Source organism: Synechocystis sp. CACIAM 05, from assembly GCF_010222815.1.
Lineage (GTDB): Bacteria > Cyanobacteriota > Cyanobacteriia > Cyanobacteriales > Microcystaceae > Synechocystis.
The window spans coordinates 2,106,133-2,121,933 of the sequence record NZ_CP019225.1; the positions used below are offsets into that span (position 1 = coordinate 2,106,133).

The following is a 15,801-nucleotide window of genomic DNA, read 5'->3' on the forward strand; positions in this document are numbered from 1 at the left end:
TGTTGAAGTGACTCTTCTTTGTTGGCAAAACTGATTTTGCAAATATTAATTTCAGGCAACAAATCAGTAAACTAAGATCATAGACTATGATAACCTACTTTTAAAATATCTAGGAAAGATAATTATTATTAGATAGCTAAATAGAAGTTTAAATGGACAAAGCTGAGGGAATAATAGCTAATAAAAAATTCGCCAAATTGTATTCCATACAAGCTTAATCAAAAATGCAAAGCTTAACAACTAGGAAAATGATTCAGTCCCCCTTACAATGGATGAGCAGTTTTGCCCATATCCCTCAAGCTAGTCTGAATGCAACCTACTGATCCAACCAAATTTACTGAACAAGCCTGGGACGCCATTGTTAAATCCCAAGAAGTAGCCCGTCGTTATAAGAACACAAATTTGGAAGTGGAGCATATTCTGCTGGCGTTGTTGGAGCAGGATAAGGGTTTGGCGGCAAGGATTTTCCAGCGAGCGGCGGTGGATGGCGAGGGACTACGGCAACAGTTGGAAATTTTCACCAACCGGCAACCCAAACAGGCTTATGTAGAACAACTTTACCTAGGGCGCAGTTTGGATGTGATGCTAGACCGGGCCGATGCCGCCCGTAGTAGCTGGGAAGATAAATTCATTTCCGTTGAACATTTATTGGTGGGGTTTGCGGAGGATGACCGGGTGGGGCGCAAAACCCTCCGCGCGTTTAACCTTGACCCCCAGGATTTGGAACTGGCCATCAAAGCGATTCGAGGTTCCCAAAAGGTGACGGAGCCAAATCAAGAAGAAAAATATGAAGCGTTGGATAAATACGGACGAGATCTGACGGAGCAGGCCCGCCAGGGTAAGCTAGACCCAGTGATCGGTCGAGATGAGGAAATTCGTCGAGTTATTCAAGTGCTCTCTCGGCGTTCCAAAAATAACCCTGTCCTGATCGGTGAACCGGGGGTGGGCAAAACGGCGATCGCCGAAGGTTTGGCCCAACGGATTATCAATGGCGACGTACCAGAATCATTAAAAAATCGGCAGTTAATTTCCCTGGACATGGGCAGTTTAATTGCCGGGGCTAAATATCGGGGGGAATTTGAAGAAAGACTGCGGTCAGTGATGAAGGAAGTGACCAATTCCGATGGGCAAATCATCCTATTCATTGATGAAGTCCATACCGTAGTGGGAGCCGGTGGTCGCGAAGGTTCTGGGTCCATGGATGCAGGGAATTTGCTCAAGCCCATGTTGGCCCGGGGGGAGCTGCGGTGCATTGGGGCCACCACATTGGATGAATACCGCAAAAACATCGAAAAAGATCCTGCTTTAGAAAGAAGATTTCAACAGGTTTACGTCAAGCAACCTAGCGTGGATGATACGATTTCCATCCTGCGGGGTTTGAAGGAAAAATATGAAGTACACCATGGGGTCAAAATCACCGACTCCGCCCTAGTAGCAGCAGCTACCCTTTCCCATCGCTATATCCAAGATCGATTTTTGCCCGACAAGGCGATCGATTTAGTGGACGAAGCAGCCGCCCGATTAAAAATGGAAATTACTTCCAAACCGGTGGAATTAGAGGATATTGACCGACGCTTAATGCAACTACAAATGGAAAAACTTTCGCTAGAAGGGGAAGAAAAACGTCCTGGTTTAGGAGCTGACAAATCTTCCAAAGAAAGACTAGAAAAAATTCAGCAGGAAATTACTGAATTGGAGGGCCAGCAACAGGAATTATCCGGGCAATGGCTGTCGGAAAAACAAATGCTGGAGGAAATTAACACCCTCAAAGAAAAGGAGCAAGAGCTAAGACTTCAGGTAGAAAAAGCTGAGCGGGCCACTGATTGGGAAAAGGCCGCCAAAATTAAATATGGAGAGTTAGAAGTCCTCCAACATGACATTGAAGAAAAAGAAAGTAAATTACTAGAAATTCAAGGCTCCGGTAATACCCTTTTGCGGGAGCAGGTGACGGAATCGGACATTGCCGAAATTGTCGCCGGTTGGACAGGTATCCCCATGAACCGTCTCATGGAAACGGAACGGCAAAAATTATTGCAATTGGAAGGTCATCTCCATCAGCGGGTGATCGGTCAGAAGGAGGCAGTAGCAGCGGTTTCTGCGGCCATCCGTCGGGCTAGGGCCGGCATGAAGGACCCCAGTCGCCCCATTGGCTCTTTTCTATTTATGGGGCCCACGGGGGTAGGTAAAACGGAATTGGCCCGGGCCTTGGCGGGCTTTTTATTCGACAGCGAAGAAGCCATGGTGCGGATTGATATGTCCGAATATATGGAAAAACATGCTGTTTCCCGTTTAATTGGAGCTCCCCCCGGTTATGTGGGCTACGAGGAAGGTGGCCAATTATCGGAAGCAGTGCGCCGTCGTCCCTATTCTGTAGTGCTTTTGGATGAAGTGGAAAAAGCCCATTTAGACGTGTTTAATATTCTTCTCCAAGTTTTAGATGATGGCCGCATTACCGATTCCCAGGGGAGGGTGGTGGATTTTCGCAACACCATTATCGTCATGACCAGCAACATTGGCAGTGATCATATTCTCAGCCTTTCCGCCGACGATGCCGACTACGACAAAATGCAGAAACAGGTATTACAATCCCTGCGTAAACATTTCCGTCCGGAATTTCTTAACCGCATTGATGATCTAATTATTTTCCATACGTTGAAACGGGATGAGTTGCGTCGCATTGTCGTCCTACAGATTAAACGCATCGAGAAGTTATTAGACGAGCAAAAAATCACGCTTTCTCTTTCCGATGCTGCCCTGGATCACATCGTCAGTGCTGGTTACGATCCCACCTACGGAGCAAGACCTTTAAAACGTGCTATTCAACGACAGTTGGAAAATCCTATTGCCACTAAAATCTTAGAAAATACTTTCGTTGCAGGGGACAAAATTCTCATTGATTGTGTGGATGGTCAGTTAATCTTTGATAAAGAAATAGAGCCCACAACATTACCAGAAGAGCCAGAAGAAAATATCACAGCGGTGGAAGTCGAGGTTCTTTCTTCATAATATTAATTCTAAGTAAATCAATATAAGACTATGGCTATCTCTCTAGATGAAGCTAATGAATAACCCAATCGCAGCAAGCTGCGGGGTATTAATAGAAATTCATCAAGTTATGAATACGAATAGTCGTTTTTACGGACATTTAGTAAATTGGTATGAGGGCGTTTCTTGGCATTATGGCATTGGACTCGATGAAAATCTGATTTTTGACACAGGCGGGCTTTCGATTTTTACGAGAAATCCAAGCGAGTTCTTTATTGTTCCAGACGTGCAAAAGTTTTCTCCATATCAGACAATCGAGCGGCTCTGTTACGCTTTGATTTGCTTTAAAGATTGGGATTATGGGCTTTTGGGATGGAATTGTGAACATGTTGCTCGTCTAGTTGCATCGGATTCAGCCGTATCTTATGAAATTAAAAAACTGCCATTTCCTATTCCACAAATGAATCATGGTGGTTGGCACCCTAATGCCAGAAACATCTTGGATAGCTTTATAGATCAAAACAGATACCTAATCAATGACACACTAACTACATTTCCTAGCTGAAAAAATATTGTTCAGCTCTGCAAGGCACCGAAAACATCTGTGGATACCCGATAGACTGGTATTTCAATCTTTTTTCAACCTAGAATATTTGCAAAAATTTTGAGCAAACGATTATTGGATTTTTGTTGGTACATCTTCTTCGGTTAAGCGGGATTCCAAATCGGTTTTGACTTTTTCTATATCAACCCCTTCCCATTGGTGTAGCAACACGTACAAGCAGGGAATTAAAAATAGGGTTAGTAAGGTAGCGAGGGAAAGACCGGAAAACACCACAATGCCCAAAGGTTGGAGCAATTCTGATCCTTGTCCAATGCCCAGGGCGAGGGGAAACATGCCCAGCACGGTGGTAATGGTGGTCATCAAAATCGGTCGTAAGCGTTGGGGGGCTGCCCGTAAGATAGCTGCTTCTCGACTGATGCCTTCTTCGGCCCAGATTTGGTTAGCTAACTCCACCATGATGATGGCGTTGTTGACCACAATCCCCACCAGGAGTACTGTACCAACAATCACCGTGGCACCGATCGCCGTTTGGGTAACGTACAAACCCAAAATGCCTCCAGCCAAAGCCAAAGGTAGGGTGAACATAATCACCAGAGGATCGAGGAGAGAATTGTATTGCACCGCCATAACCACAAAGACGAGAAACGCCGCCAAGCCCCCCAAAATCACCAGGGAAGACTGTAACTGTTCATTGCTCGCCGCTGCGGTACTGGGCAGTCGGGAAACCCCGGGGGGAAACTCCATCGCAGATAAAACTTGGTCAACTTCTGTTAAAGCTTCACTCAAACTAGCCCCTTCCACTAACGTACCGGCAATTAAAAACACGGGCCGTTGGTTAATGCGTTGAATTTCCCCCGGTGCTCGACCTTGGTCAATGGTGGCCACATCCCCCAAACGAATCGGGCGATCGCCGCCGATGAACAGAGGAATTTGCGCTAAATCTCCGGGACCGGAGAGCAAATCATTGTCCAATTTAACCCGCACATCCACCAGACGATTTTCCCGTTGTAACTGGGTGGGCACAGCACCGTCTAAAGCGGTTTGGATTGTCTGCCCAATGGCTTGGGTGGTTAAACCTAATTCCGTCGCCCTTTGCCAATCGGGACGAATCTGCACTTCCGGTTGACGGGGATCGGCATCGGGACGAAAACGGGCCAATGTAACTTTTTCTCCTAATTCCGCCAACACTGCCCGCCCCGCTTCATCTAACACATCGGCATCATTCCCCTGCAAAACCACATCCACATCTACGTTACGTAGGGGGGAATTGCTCAAAATCAGACCCCGCAACTGTCCCGGTGCCATCCGCAGACGAATATCCACCAAGTTCAGCGCTTCCAATTCCGCCGTCACCCGTTCGGTGAATGCCTCCACATCGGTATTGGGTTTTAGGGTAATGGTGCTGGAACTGCGCAGAGCATTAGCATTAACGTTACTGCCAAAGAGAAACCCCCCCACCGTCGTGAAAGCGTATTCGGTTTCCGGCTGATTGATGAGGATGTCATCCACGATCGCCATTAAGCGTTGGTTTTCCTCTAAGGGGGTGCCGGGGGGGAACTGGGCAAACATACTGGCTTGACCCGTATTGATGCGAGGCAAAATTTCCTGGGGAATCTGTCCGATCATCCACAAACTACTGCCACCAAAAACAATGAAAATAGAAGCCACCGCCACCAATCGATGTCGGATCAGGATGGATAAAAAACGGGTGTAGGCCGCCGTGGCCCCTGCAAAACGTCGGTTAAATTCCCGAAAAAATAACCAATTGCCCAAACCACTCCGGCGGCGAATGGCCAATAAACGGGAAGCGGCCATGGGCACTAGGGTCACTGCCACCAGGATGGAAGCCGCCACCGCAAAACTGATGGTCAAAATTAATTCATTAAAAATCAGGGCAATGAAGCCACCAATCATCAAAAATGGCAACACCGCCACTAAGTTAGTGCTAGTGGAAGCCACCAGTGCCGACTCCACCGTTTGACTACTGGCGATCGCCTGGTTGCGCATTTCCCCTTTAGTCAGTGGGAGGGGATTAACTTTGCCGGGGGTCATGCCCGCCCCTTCCGCAATGGTTTCCAACATGACGATGGAGTTATCCACCACAATGCCCACCCCCAGGGCCAAGCCCCCCAAACTAAAAACGTTTAGGGATAAACCAAAGGCCTTCATGACAATGATGGCCGCCATGGTGGCCAAGGGAATAGCCAACACAATAATTAACGTCTGTCGCAAAGAACCGAGAAATAACAGAACGGCGATCGCCGCCAGGACCGTACCAATTAACCCCGAAATGACAACGTTGTTGACCGAGTTACGGATAAAAACTGAATCATCTAAGGTAGGGGTTAATTCCGCCGCCTGGGGAATAATGCCTTCTGTGCGTAACTCCTCCAAACGTTTTTTAACCCCATCCACTACTTCAATGGTGTTAGCCTCTGGTTGTTTCTGCACACTCACTTTTACCGCCGGATTACCGTTGAGGGTCACAAAAATCCGTTCTTCCTCTGTACCGTCAATAACAGTGGCCACATCCCGCAGATAAACTTTTTGGGCCGATTGATCCTCCAGACCAGACACTGTGCCCACCACTAAATCCTCAATTTCCTGGGCTGAAGCAAATCTACCCACTGTACGGGTTAAAGGTTCCGACTCCGTACCAACAATTCTCCCCCCGGAAATATCCACATTTCGGCTCTGTAAAGCATCCAGCACCTGGGTCAAACTAACCCCCGACCGCTGTAGTCGTTGTAAATCCACATTGATCCGGACTTCTTCCTGGGCTGCCCCCGACACATTCACCGATGCCACCCCCGGCACCACTCCCAATTCCCGTGCTAACTCCTCTTCTGCAAATACCCGCAACGATGGCCCCGACAACTCCGGGGAGGTAACGGCAAATTCATACACTGGCAATTGGGAAGGATCAAACTTAAATAACCGGGGGGTTTCCAGATCATCCGGCAACTGGTTGCGGGCCCGGTTAAACGTAGCTGTGGCATCGTTCAATGCCTGGTCAATATTGCCCCCCGGCTCGAAAAACAAATCCAGACTAATTTGTCCTTCCCTGGTTTGGGAGTAAACCTGAACGACTCCTTCCGTAGCTGATAGGGCCGCTTCCAACGGTCGGGTAATTTCGTCCACCGCTACTTCCGGAGATACCCCTGGAGCATCTAGTCGCACCCCAATGCGGGGATAGGTGATGGAAGGCAACAGATCCACCGGCAGGGAAAAAACGGCAAAAACCCCCAACACAATAATGGCCAGGGTGAGCATGAGGGTGGCAATGTGCCGACGGATGGCCAGGCCACTCAGACTAAAAACGGAGTTGGGGGAGGACATAGGGGCTGGGGGGATGGGGAACAGAGAAGGCAATAATTCCTGGGGAAAATAATTCCTGGGGAAAGGAAAAATTTCAATGGTTCGAGGATTCGAGTCTTTTGACTGGGAAAATGTCGGAGAGGTTTAATCGATTTATTTGAATAGTTCCAGTGGAGCTAAAACGAACAAAAACTTAACAGTCTCCATTAACACTATTGTTCCTGCTATTTTTCCGATAAAACGCTGAGACGAATTTGGCTATCCGGTTGTAGCGGCCTACTGCTGCGGACCACAAAACGTTCCTGGGGAGCTAAGCCGGCCACAATTTCCACCTTCCCGTTGGCAGTTTGCCCCAGGGTAACCGATCGCCGTTCCAGCACGTCTTTTTCCCCTGCTTTGGTGACCACAAAAATGGCATCTTCATCGACAATGGCAGATTCTGGAACTACCACATTGGTATCTGCACTGGCATCAAAACTGACCCTGGCCAACAGCCCAGCGCCAATTTTTTCACCAGGATTATCCATGGTTATTTCCACCGGCACAAGGCGAGAATTAACGTCAGCCTGGGGGGAAATGCGGGTTACCACGCCTGTAAAAGTCTGGCCAGGAAACGCATCTAGCTTGACGTTGACCTTTTGCTGTAGGGCAATTTGGGCCAGTTGCAACTCCGATACCTGCACGTTAATTTCTAACTGACGAAAATCCCCCAGTTGCAAAATTTCCGTCCCTGGCTGCACTAAATTGCCTGGTTCACTTAATCGTCGTAACACCCGCCCCGGAAATGGTGCTCTGACGGTGGCGTACTGTTGCCTAGTTTGGGCCTGTTCAATGGAAGCTCGCTGGGCATTCATCTGGGCGGTGGCCACCCCCACCCTCTGCTGTTCAATCTGCACCTGGGCGATCGCCGAGTTGAGGATTTGGGACGCAGTTTTGGCCGCTGTTTTAGCTTGGCTTAATTGTTGGCTAGCGCTGGCCTGTTCGTTACGCAAAATTTCCTTGGCTTGACGGGCTCTGGTTTCTGCCTGTTCCGCCTGTTGGGCACCGCCAGCTCCCTCTTCGGCTAATAGTCGGAAGCGAGCAGCATCGGCCTGGGTTTGATCTACTTCCAGCCGGGCTTGTTCAATGCGGGCGTTGAGGGAAGTTTCCAAACGGATAATGTCCGCCTGGGCCTGTTGCAATTGCAAACGGGCCTGTTCCACCCGAATTTGGGCATCCCCCACCTGACTTTGGGCAGTTAAAACTTCCGAACGTTGGGCCATTTTCTCCGCTTTGGCCTGGTCTACCGCCCCCAGTAATAAATCATCTTCAATTTCCGCCAATATTTCTTCTCCCCTGACCCGATCGCCCACATCCACTGGTAGCCTTTGCAGTCGTCCTTCAATCTGGGCTTTGATGGAGGCTTCCCGCACTGGGGCCGTGGGTTCAGAACTTATAGGAGCATTAAAGTCATGGCTTTGGAATACATGATCGAAGACCTCATGGAGCAGTTGGTGGAAATGGGCGGCTCCGATATGCACATTCAAGCGGGGGCACCGGTTTATTTCCGGGTGAGCGGCAAATTAGAACCCATTAACGAGGAAGTTTTAACTCCCCAGGAAAGCCAAAAGTTAATCTTCAGCATGCTGAACAATTCCCAACGGAAAGAACTAGAACAAAATTGGGAATTGGATTGTTCCTATGGGGTCAAAGGGTTGGCTCGCTTTCGAATTAACGTTTATAAGGAACGGGGTTGTTATGCCGCCTGCTTACGGGCCCTTTCTTCCAAAATTCCTAACTTTGAACAATTGGGACTGCCCAACATTGTGCGGGAAATGGCGGAACGTCCCCGGGGACTAATTCTAGTGACGGGACAAACTGGCTCCGGTAAAACCACCACTTTGGCGGCAATTTTGGACTTAATTAACCGCACCAGGGCCGAACATATTCTCACCATCGAAGATCCGATCGAGTATGTGTTTCCCAACGTGCGGAGTTTGTTTCACCAGCGGCAACGGGGGGAAGATACGAAAAGTTTCTCCAATGCTCTGCGGGCAGCGTTACGGGAAGATCCGGACATTGTACTGGTGGGGGAATTGCGGGATTTGGAAACCATTGCCCTTGCCATCACTGCGGCGGAAACCGGACACTTGGTTTTTGGCACTCTCCACACCAACTCAGCGGCGGGCACCATTGACCGGATGTTGGATGTGTTCCCGGCTAACCAACAGGCCCAAATTAGAGCCATGTTATCCAACTCTTTACTAGCGGTATTTGCCCAAAACTTGGTCAAGAAAAAGTCCCCCAAACCAGGGGAGTTTGGCCGGGCCCTAGTGCAGGAAATTATGGTCATTACCCCGGCGATCGCCAACCTAATTCGGGAAGGCAAAGCGGCCCAGATTTATTCCGCCATTCAAACCGGAGCAAAGTTAGGTATGCAGACCATGGAACAGGGCCTGGCCACGTTGGTGGTGTCGGGGGTAATTTCCCTGGAAGAAGGTTTAGCTAAGAGTGGTAAGCCGGATGAGCTACAGCGCTTAATCGGTGGCATGACCCCCCAGGTTGCCGCTAAACGTCGTTAACATACGGAAATATATCAATTAACATAAGTTTTTCGGTGCAATCCCCCTAATCATCTGACCCCAAACTATTAAGCTCGTAAAATTGTGACGGAGACAATTAACCATGGCTACGTTTGTTGCTCAAGTTAAAGATCGTAAAGGTAAAACCACCAAAGCCAAGGTGGAAGCCATGAGTCCAGAACAGGCTCGTACCATCCTCCGCCAACAATACGCGGCGATCGGTACGATTAAGCCAGCCGGAGGGGAAATAAACCTCGAATTCCTGGAAAATTTACTTAACAACGTTAGTGTCAAGGACAAAGCGGTTTTCTCCCGCCAGTTTTCCGTCATGATCAACGCCGGTGTGGCGATCGTTCGTTGTTTGGGGGTGCTGTCGGAACAATGTCCTAATCCCAAGCTGAAAAGGGCATTAACGGGTATTAGTGGAGAAGTGCAACAGGGCACTAACCTTTCTGAAGCCATGGGCAAATATCCCGAATGTTTTGATGACCTCTACGTCAGCATGGTGGAAGCAGGGGAAACGGGGGGGGTTTTAGACGAAGTTCTCAACCGACTTTCCAAACTGCTGGAAGACATGGCCCGTCTGCAAAACCAAATTAAATCCGCCATGGCCTATCCAGTGGCAGTGGGCTTCCTGGCGGTGGTGGCTTTTCTCGGTATGACCATCTTCCTCATCCCTGTCTTTGCGGGAATTTTTGATGACCTGGGGGGAGAACTGCCCGCTTTAACCAAATTTATGGTCGGCTTGAGCAACTTCTTAAGAAGCCCAATGGCGATTATTCCTGTTTTTGTCATTGTGATCGCTGTTTTTCTCTTTAAAAAGTATTACGGCACCTATACGGGACGGAGGCAGGTGGACGGAGTGATGCTGAAATTGCCCCTGTTTGGTCCCCTGAATGAAAAGACCGCCGTGGCGAGGTTCTGTCGAGTATTTGGTACCCTAACTCGGTCTGGGGTTCCTATCATCCAGTCTTTGGAAATTGTTTGCAACACTGTGCCCAACAAAGTCATTTCCGATGCGATCGCCGGGGCCATTAGTGAAATTCAACAGGGAGGCATGATGAGTTTGGCTCTGCAACAAAGTAAGGTTTTCCCCTCTTTGGCGATTCAAATGATTAGTATTGGGGAAGAAACGGGGGAACTGGATGCCATGATGATGAAAGTGGCGGACTTCTATGAAGACGAAGTAGAACAAACCGTCAAAGCGTTGACTAGTATTATAGAACCAGCTATGATGGTGCTGATTGCCGGTATGGTCGGGACAATTTTGCTTTCCATGTATCTACCCATGTTTGCCATCTTTGATCAGTTAGGTTAATTCAATTTTTGCCGCTGTAGTTGTGAAGAGAGTAGGGCGTCACAAAAAAAGTATTAGCGCTCTGCTTTCTTCTGGTTGCTTGTGACAACTTGCTTTGATCAATGCATGAAACAACAGGGCGATCGCCACCATTACTTAGGAGGTCGACGTTTTTTGTGACCATTACTGGCCAATTTTGACCACGGCTTAGTCATTGGGCGTTCCTTGCCGGGGGACGCTTGGGAACTCGCAATCAGAAACAAGAGAAGGGCGACGAAATTACGTTCTGGGGGCCGCTTTGCCCTAGGGAAACTTGCAGAGAAGGTTAAACTTAAAGGAAAATGATCGTAACCAATATCCACGGGCAAATAAGGCATTCCTCTGGTTTCGCCTTTTTATCCATCGACCCCAACCTGACAGCATGGAAATAACTGCGGTTCAATCCTCCTACTATGGCGACATGGCTTTCAAAACGCCGCCGCCGGATCTTGAATCACTTCTGCTTAAAGAGCGCATCGTTTACTTGGGGATGCCGCTTTTCTCCTCCGACGAGGTCAAGCAACAGGTCGGCATTGATGTGACCCAGTTGATTATTGCCCAACTGCTCTATCTCCAATTCGACGATCCCGATAAACCAATCTATTTTTATATCAACTCCACTGGCACTTCCTGGTACACCGGCGATGCAGTGGGTTTTGAGACCGAAGCCTTCGCCATTTGCGACACCCTCAACTACATCAAGCCCCCGGTGCATACCATTTGCATTGGTCAAGCCATGGGCACCGCCGCCATGATTCTTTCCTCTGGAACTAAGGGTTACCGTGCTAGTCTGCCCCACGCCACCATTGTCCTCAACCAAAACCGCACCGGAGCCCAGGGTCAGGCAACGGATATCCAAATTCGGGCCAAAGAAGTGATTTCCAACAAACAGACTATGCTGGAAATTCTTTCCCTCAACACTGGCCAAACCCAGGAAAAGTTAGCTAAAGACATGGACCGAACTTTTTACCTCACCCCTGCCCAGGCCAAGGAGTATGGACTGATTGACCGGGTGTTAGAAAGTCCAGCGGAATTGCCTAAACCAATGGCAGTGATTTAGTTAGTTTCCATTCTTTCCTGCCAACCAAGCCCCCTTAGGTCAAATCCCGACCTTTTTAATGTAGCCAAATTCCCTTCCCAAATTTAAGCGTAGAAACCCATGCCTATAGGTGTTCCCAGTGTTCCGTTTCGTCTTCCCGGCAGTCAGTATGAACGGTGGATTGATATTTATACTCGGCTGAGCCAAGAGCGGATTATTTTCCTTGGCCAAGAGGTGAATGATTCGATCGCTAATCGGATTGTGGCATTTTTGTTGTACCTGGATTCCGATGATCCGAGTAAGCCGATTTATCTTTATATCAATTCCCCCGGTGGTTCCGTCACTGCGGGTATGGCCATTTACGACACCATGCAATATATCAAGGCAGAGGTGATCACCATTTGCGTTGGTTTGGCCGCATCCATGGGGGCGTTTTTGTTAGCCTCCGGGGCACCAGGAAAACGGTTAGCCCTGCCCCATGCTCGGATTATGATCCACCAACCCATGGGCGGTACAGGCCGCCGTCAAGCAACGGACATTGACATTGAAGCCAGGGAAATTCTCCGCATTCGTCAACAGTTGAACGAAATTATGGCCCAACGTACCGGCCAAACTGTGGAAAAAATTGCCAAGGATACCGACCGGGACTATTTCCTATCAGCGGCAGAAGCCAGGGACTATGGCTTGATCGATAAAGTGATTGAAAACTCCAGCATGGGCAATAACTAAGCTAATAGCCCAATCAATAATTGTTTCTTGGCAAAACCTCTGGCAAGGTTCCAAGATAAGATCCATCTCCCCATTGCGGTTAAAACAAGCCTGGGGAGATTTTTTTGCTCTGGGAATTGATCATAGAAGGGAGTTCAGTCAGAATCCTGAGTCAGCCGCCGGAATCCCTTCCGGGCCGGGACTTTGAGCAGATTTACAGGGTTTAGTCCATCAATGTTCTAAGTCGGCGATCGCCTTGGGCACGGCGCTGGTTAACACATCGGGGCCGTGGGCGGTGACCAATACGTCATCCTCAATGCGAATGCCAATACCCCGCCATTGTTCCGGCACTTCCGGTTGTCCTTCGGCGGGTTTAATATCGGGGGCGATGTAAATACCCGGTTCTACGGTGAGCACTTGCCCTGGCTCCAACACTGTCCAGGTTTCCTTATCCTGTTTGTAATTGCCTGCATCGTGGACATCAAGACCCAACCAATGGCCCGTGCGGTGCATATAGAAGGGCTTATATTTTTCTTCTTTGATAATTTCCTCCTTATCCCCTACCAACAAACCTAAATCCATCAACCCGTCCACAATCACGGACACTGCCGCATCATGGTATTCGTGGTAGGGATTGCCCGCCTGTACCTTGGCGATCGCCGCTTCCTGGGCAGTTAGAACAATTTCGTAGAGGGTGCGTTGTTCGGGACTAAATTTACCGTTGATGGGAAAAGTACGGGTGATGTCACCGTTATAGTAACCGTAGGCACAACCCGCATCAATGAGTAGTAAATCCCCATCTTGCAAAGGGCAGTCATTGCTGATGTAGTGCAAAATACAGGCATTTTTTCCTGCCGCCACAATGGAAGGATAAGCCGGCCCCAGGCCCCCTTCCCGCCGAAAAATAATTTCCAATTCGGCCTGCACTTGATATTCGTAATGTCCCGGCCGAGCAAATTCCATGGCCCGTTGATGGGCGATCGCCGACAGGTCACAGGCCCGCCGCAACAGGGCTAATTCAGTTTCACTTTTAACTTGCCGTAGGGGATGCACCAAGGGATGGGAATTAACTAAAGCTTGGGGACCATAGCCTTGGCGTGGATAGGCGGCCAATTGTTTTTGCCAATGTTTGAGGATGGTTTGGTTTAACGCTTCATCTCGACCTAGGTAGTAATGGATTTTATCTGCTTTTTCCAGATATTTTGGTAGATGCTCGTCCAATTCCCCAATGGGATAAGCAATGTCCGCCCCAAAGCTGGATTGAACCCCCTCCACACCGTAGCGAATGCCCGTCCAGGTTTCCTTGGCTGGATCCTTGGGTTGCACAAATAGAATAAATTGATGTTCTTCGTGGTGGGGCGCGAAAACGGCGATCGCCTCCGGTTCATTGAAGCCCGTCAGGTAATAAAAATCACTATCTTGACGAAATACGTATTCCACATCGTTGTGCATCACCGCCTGGGGCGCACTGGCAAAAATGGCCGTCCCCTGGCCTAGCTTGGCCATTAGGCGATCGCGACGTTGACGATATTCAGCGGAACTAACAACCGGATGCATGGGCAAAAGTCAGACGAGTGAAAGGTCAATTCCCCCATTTTACCGGCCGGGAAAAAAGCACGACCAGATTCAAACCGGAGGTTCATGGGGCAGGGGGATAATACTTGCCCAAAAGCAAAGATAACTTTTCGTAGGTGGCGGCAGGAAACTTGTCCGGGGGAGTTAGCACCGCATACTGTAAAGCGCTGTGGGCAATGGATTCAAAGGGATTGGCCGCCAATTGTTTGACTGTTTCCAGAATCACCTGTTGGGCATTGACCGCATTTTTTTGCAGATTGCCAATCACCATTTCCACCGTCACATGGTCATGGTCTGGGTGCCAGCAGTCATAGTCCGTCACCAGGGCCAACGTAGCGTAGGCAATTTCCGCTTCCCTAGCTAGCTTGGCCTCCGGCAAATTGGTCATACCAATGACAGTACCGCCCCAACTGCGATACAAATTCGATTCCGCAATGGTGGAAAAGGCTGGTCCTTCCATGCACACATAGGTTCCCTGATCATGGAGCGTCACCCCTTCCAACTCCAAACCGGCGATCGCCGTAGAGAGACACTGGGCTAACTGAGGGCAAATCGGATTACCAAAACCAATGTGGGCCACAATCCCCTCGCCAAAAAAAGTGGAGATTCGCTGGCGGGTGCGGTCAATGAATTGATCCGGAACGACCATATCCAAAGGTTTTGCTTCTGCTTGCAAAGAACCCACTGCTGAGGCGGAGATTAAATATTTCACCCCCAACTGTTTCATGCCATGGATATTGGCTCGAAAAGGAATCTCACTGGGCAAAAGGTGATGTCCCCGACCATGGCGGGCTAAAAAGGCCACCCGCACCCCGGCCAATTCCCCCACAATGAAACTGTCCGAGGGAGCGCCAAAGGGAGTATCAAGGGTTACCTCCTCAACATTTTTGAGGGCTTCCATTTGATACAGGCCGCTGCCGCCGATGATGCCAATTGGTGCACTTACCATGGTGGAATTTTTTCTAAATAAAACAACTGACCCTTCCAGGCTTAGTCTTCGTCCATATCGTCACTGCCGTCATCGCCATAGAGATTATCATCCCCATCCATCAACTCAGCAATGTCCACATCTTCGTCACTCATATTGCTGGTGGTACCCTCTTCAATTTCCCGATAAATCAAACGATTATTACTTTCTAGCCAGTCAATTAGGGACTGCTCACGGGTAACGGGCAAAACTGCCGCCGGCTCGTAACGGGCTTCTCGACGGAGGGAGGGATTGTACATAGTGTTTAGTGCCAACTATTGAATTATCTATACTTGAGCGACCCATTATTATAGCAAAATGGGCTTCTAGTCTGGAACAGTGGGTAAATTTCGGATTAGCTGACGCAACACTTCGGTTTTAGTCCGCCCTTCCGCCGCACAGTAACGCTCCAAATGAACCAAATCTTTTTCGGGTAAGCGAATTGTTAGTACCTTGTCGGATTTCGGTTTTGTTCTAATCATTGCCCTCACAGGATCCTTCTCTTTCCCCAGCATAGCAACTTTCAGGGGATTACCACGGCATCACAGTAGGCGATCGCCTCTCCCTTTTGACATGGTCAAGTTGCCCTAAGAGCGTGTTTGAAAAGTCGGCATAATTGGGAAAAATGGTGAAGAATATAGAATTTTCACCGTAATGATACTGGGAGAATTTTACAGCAACGACATCAGTGATAGCCAGTGGCAATTGGTAGAATCCAATCTCCCCCAAGCAAAAAGCTGGGGGAAG

The 15,801-nt window shown here is 48.9% G+C and carries 13 protein-coding genes; 6 read left to right on the forward strand and 7 right to left on the reverse strand.

The genetic code is table 11. From position 1 onward, the window contains the following. Positions 1 to 309 precede the first annotated feature (309 nt). Complete coding sequence (gene clpB / locus BWK47_RS10020; protein ID WP_162328529.1) at positions 310 to 3,006, forward strand: ATP-dependent chaperone ClpB; 2,697 nt, start codon at positions 310 to 312, stop codon at positions 3,004 to 3,006. 55 nt (positions 3,007 to 3,061) lie between these two features. Then, entirely contained in the window at positions 3,062 to 3,550 is a 489-nt protein-coding gene (locus BWK47_RS10025; protein WP_237269593.1) for a hypothetical protein, read from the forward strand. A gap of 111 nt (positions 3,551 to 3,661) precedes the next feature. Here the strand turns inward: BWK47_RS10025 and BWK47_RS10030 are convergent, their stop codons facing one another. Together BWK47_RS10030 and BWK47_RS10035 are read right to left on the reverse strand one after the other, a co-directional pair. Continuing rightward, a complete protein-coding gene (locus tag BWK47_RS10030) occupies positions 3,662 to 6,889 on the reverse strand; it encodes an efflux RND transporter permease subunit (protein WP_162328530.1) in 3,228 nt (1,075 codons plus the stop codon). Between the two features lie 203 nt (positions 6,890 to 7,092). Further along, positions 7,093 to 8,280: an efflux RND transporter periplasmic adaptor subunit gene (locus tag BWK47_RS10035; protein ID WP_237269594.1), complete on the reverse strand. Its 1,188-nt coding sequence runs from the start codon at positions 8,278 to 8,280 to the stop codon at positions 7,093 to 7,095. 39 nt (positions 8,281 to 8,319) lie between these two features. Here BWK47_RS10035 and BWK47_RS10040 point away from each other — a divergent pair, with 39 nt between their 5' ends. The 4 genes from BWK47_RS10040 to BWK47_RS10055 all read left to right on the forward strand — a co-directional run bounded on the left by BWK47_RS10040 (position 8,320) and on the right by BWK47_RS10055 (position 12,533). Next, positions 8,320 to 9,429: a type IV pilus twitching motility protein PilT gene (locus tag BWK47_RS10040; protein WP_010873187.1), complete on the forward strand. Its 1,110-nt coding sequence runs from the start codon at positions 8,320 to 8,322 to the stop codon at positions 9,427 to 9,429. A 103-nt stretch (positions 9,430 to 9,532) separates the two neighbouring features. Continuing rightward, positions 9,533 to 10,747 carry a type II secretion system F family protein gene (locus BWK47_RS10045; RefSeq protein ID WP_162328531.1) on the forward strand — a complete coding sequence of 405 codons (1,215 nt, stop codon included), beginning with the start codon at positions 9,533 to 9,535 and terminating at the stop codon, positions 10,745 to 10,747. A gap of 400 nt (positions 10,748 to 11,147) precedes the next feature. Beyond that, a complete protein-coding gene (locus BWK47_RS10050) occupies positions 11,148 to 11,825 on the forward strand; it encodes an ATP-dependent Clp protease proteolytic subunit (protein WP_010873190.1) in 678 nt (225 codons plus the stop codon). Positions 11,826 to 11,924: 99 nt separating this feature from the next. After that, positions 11,925 to 12,533: an ATP-dependent Clp protease proteolytic subunit gene (locus BWK47_RS10055; RefSeq protein ID WP_028948479.1), complete on the forward strand. Its 609-nt coding sequence runs from the start codon at positions 11,925 to 11,927 to the stop codon at positions 12,531 to 12,533. A gap of 210 nt (positions 12,534 to 12,743) precedes the next feature. Here BWK47_RS10055 and BWK47_RS10060 read toward each other — a convergent pair whose 3' ends face one another. The 5 genes from BWK47_RS10060 to BWK47_RS17400 all read right to left on the reverse strand — a co-directional run. Further along, a complete protein-coding gene (locus tag BWK47_RS10060) occupies positions 12,744 to 14,069 on the reverse strand; it encodes an aminopeptidase P N-terminal domain-containing protein (RefSeq protein ID WP_162328532.1) in 1,326 nt (441 codons plus the stop codon). A gap of 82 nt (positions 14,070 to 14,151) precedes the next feature. Then, positions 14,152 to 15,036 carry an S-methyl-5'-thioadenosine phosphorylase gene (locus tag BWK47_RS10065; RefSeq protein WP_162328533.1) on the reverse strand — a complete coding sequence of 295 codons (885 nt, stop codon included), beginning with the start codon at positions 15,034 to 15,036 and terminating at the stop codon, positions 14,152 to 14,154. Positions 15,037 to 15,077: 41 nt separating this feature from the next. Then, positions 15,078 to 15,314: a DUF3134 domain-containing protein gene (locus BWK47_RS10070; protein WP_010873194.1), complete on the reverse strand. Its 237-nt coding sequence runs from the start codon at positions 15,312 to 15,314 to the stop codon at positions 15,078 to 15,080. 66 nt (positions 15,315 to 15,380) lie between these two features. Then, positions 15,381 to 15,536, reverse strand: a complete 156-nt coding sequence (locus tag BWK47_RS10075) for a ribbon-helix-helix domain-containing protein (RefSeq protein WP_010873195.1) — start codon at positions 15,534 to 15,536, stop codon at positions 15,381 to 15,383. A gap of 49 nt (positions 15,537 to 15,585) precedes the next feature. Next, a partial coding sequence (locus tag BWK47_RS17400) for a hypothetical protein (RefSeq protein ID WP_204250402.1) occupies positions 15,586 to 15,801 on the reverse strand: 216 nt, incomplete at its 5' end.

Bases quoted from the DNA above. Each gene is read 5' to 3' on its own strand.
- clpB (WP_162328529.1), top strand. From the start codon at position 310: ATGCAACCTACTGATCCAACCAAATTTACTGAACAAGCCTGGGACGCC.
- BWK47_RS10025 (WP_237269593.1), top strand. From the start codon at position 3,062: ATGAATAACCCAATCGCAGCAAGCTGCGGGGTATTAATAGAAATTCAT.
- BWK47_RS10030 (WP_162328530.1), bottom strand. From the start codon at position 6,889: ATGTCCTCCCCCAACTCCGTTTTTAGTCTGAGTGGCCTGGCCATCCGT.
- BWK47_RS10040 (WP_010873187.1), top strand. From the start codon at position 8,320: ATGGCTTTGGAATACATGATCGAAGACCTCATGGAGCAGTTGGTGGAA.
- BWK47_RS10045 (WP_162328531.1), top strand. From the start codon at position 9,533: ATGGCTACGTTTGTTGCTCAAGTTAAAGATCGTAAAGGTAAAACCACC.
- BWK47_RS10050 (WP_010873190.1), top strand. From the start codon at position 11,148: ATGGAAATAACTGCGGTTCAATCCTCCTACTATGGCGACATGGCTTTC.
- BWK47_RS10055 (WP_028948479.1), top strand. From the start codon at position 11,925: ATGCCTATAGGTGTTCCCAGTGTTCCGTTTCGTCTTCCCGGCAGTCAG.
- BWK47_RS10060 (WP_162328532.1), bottom strand. From the start codon at position 14,069: ATGCATCCGGTTGTTAGTTCCGCTGAATATCGTCAACGTCGCGATCGC.
- BWK47_RS10065 (WP_162328533.1), bottom strand. From the start codon at position 15,036: ATGGTAAGTGCACCAATTGGCATCATCGGCGGCAGCGGCCTGTATCAA.
- BWK47_RS10070 (WP_010873194.1), bottom strand. From the start codon at position 15,314: ATGTACAATCCCTCCCTCCGTCGAGAAGCCCGTTACGAGCCGGCGGCA.
- BWK47_RS10075 (WP_010873195.1), bottom strand. From the start codon at position 15,536: ATGATTAGAACAAAACCGAAATCCGACAAGGTACTAACAATTCGCTTA.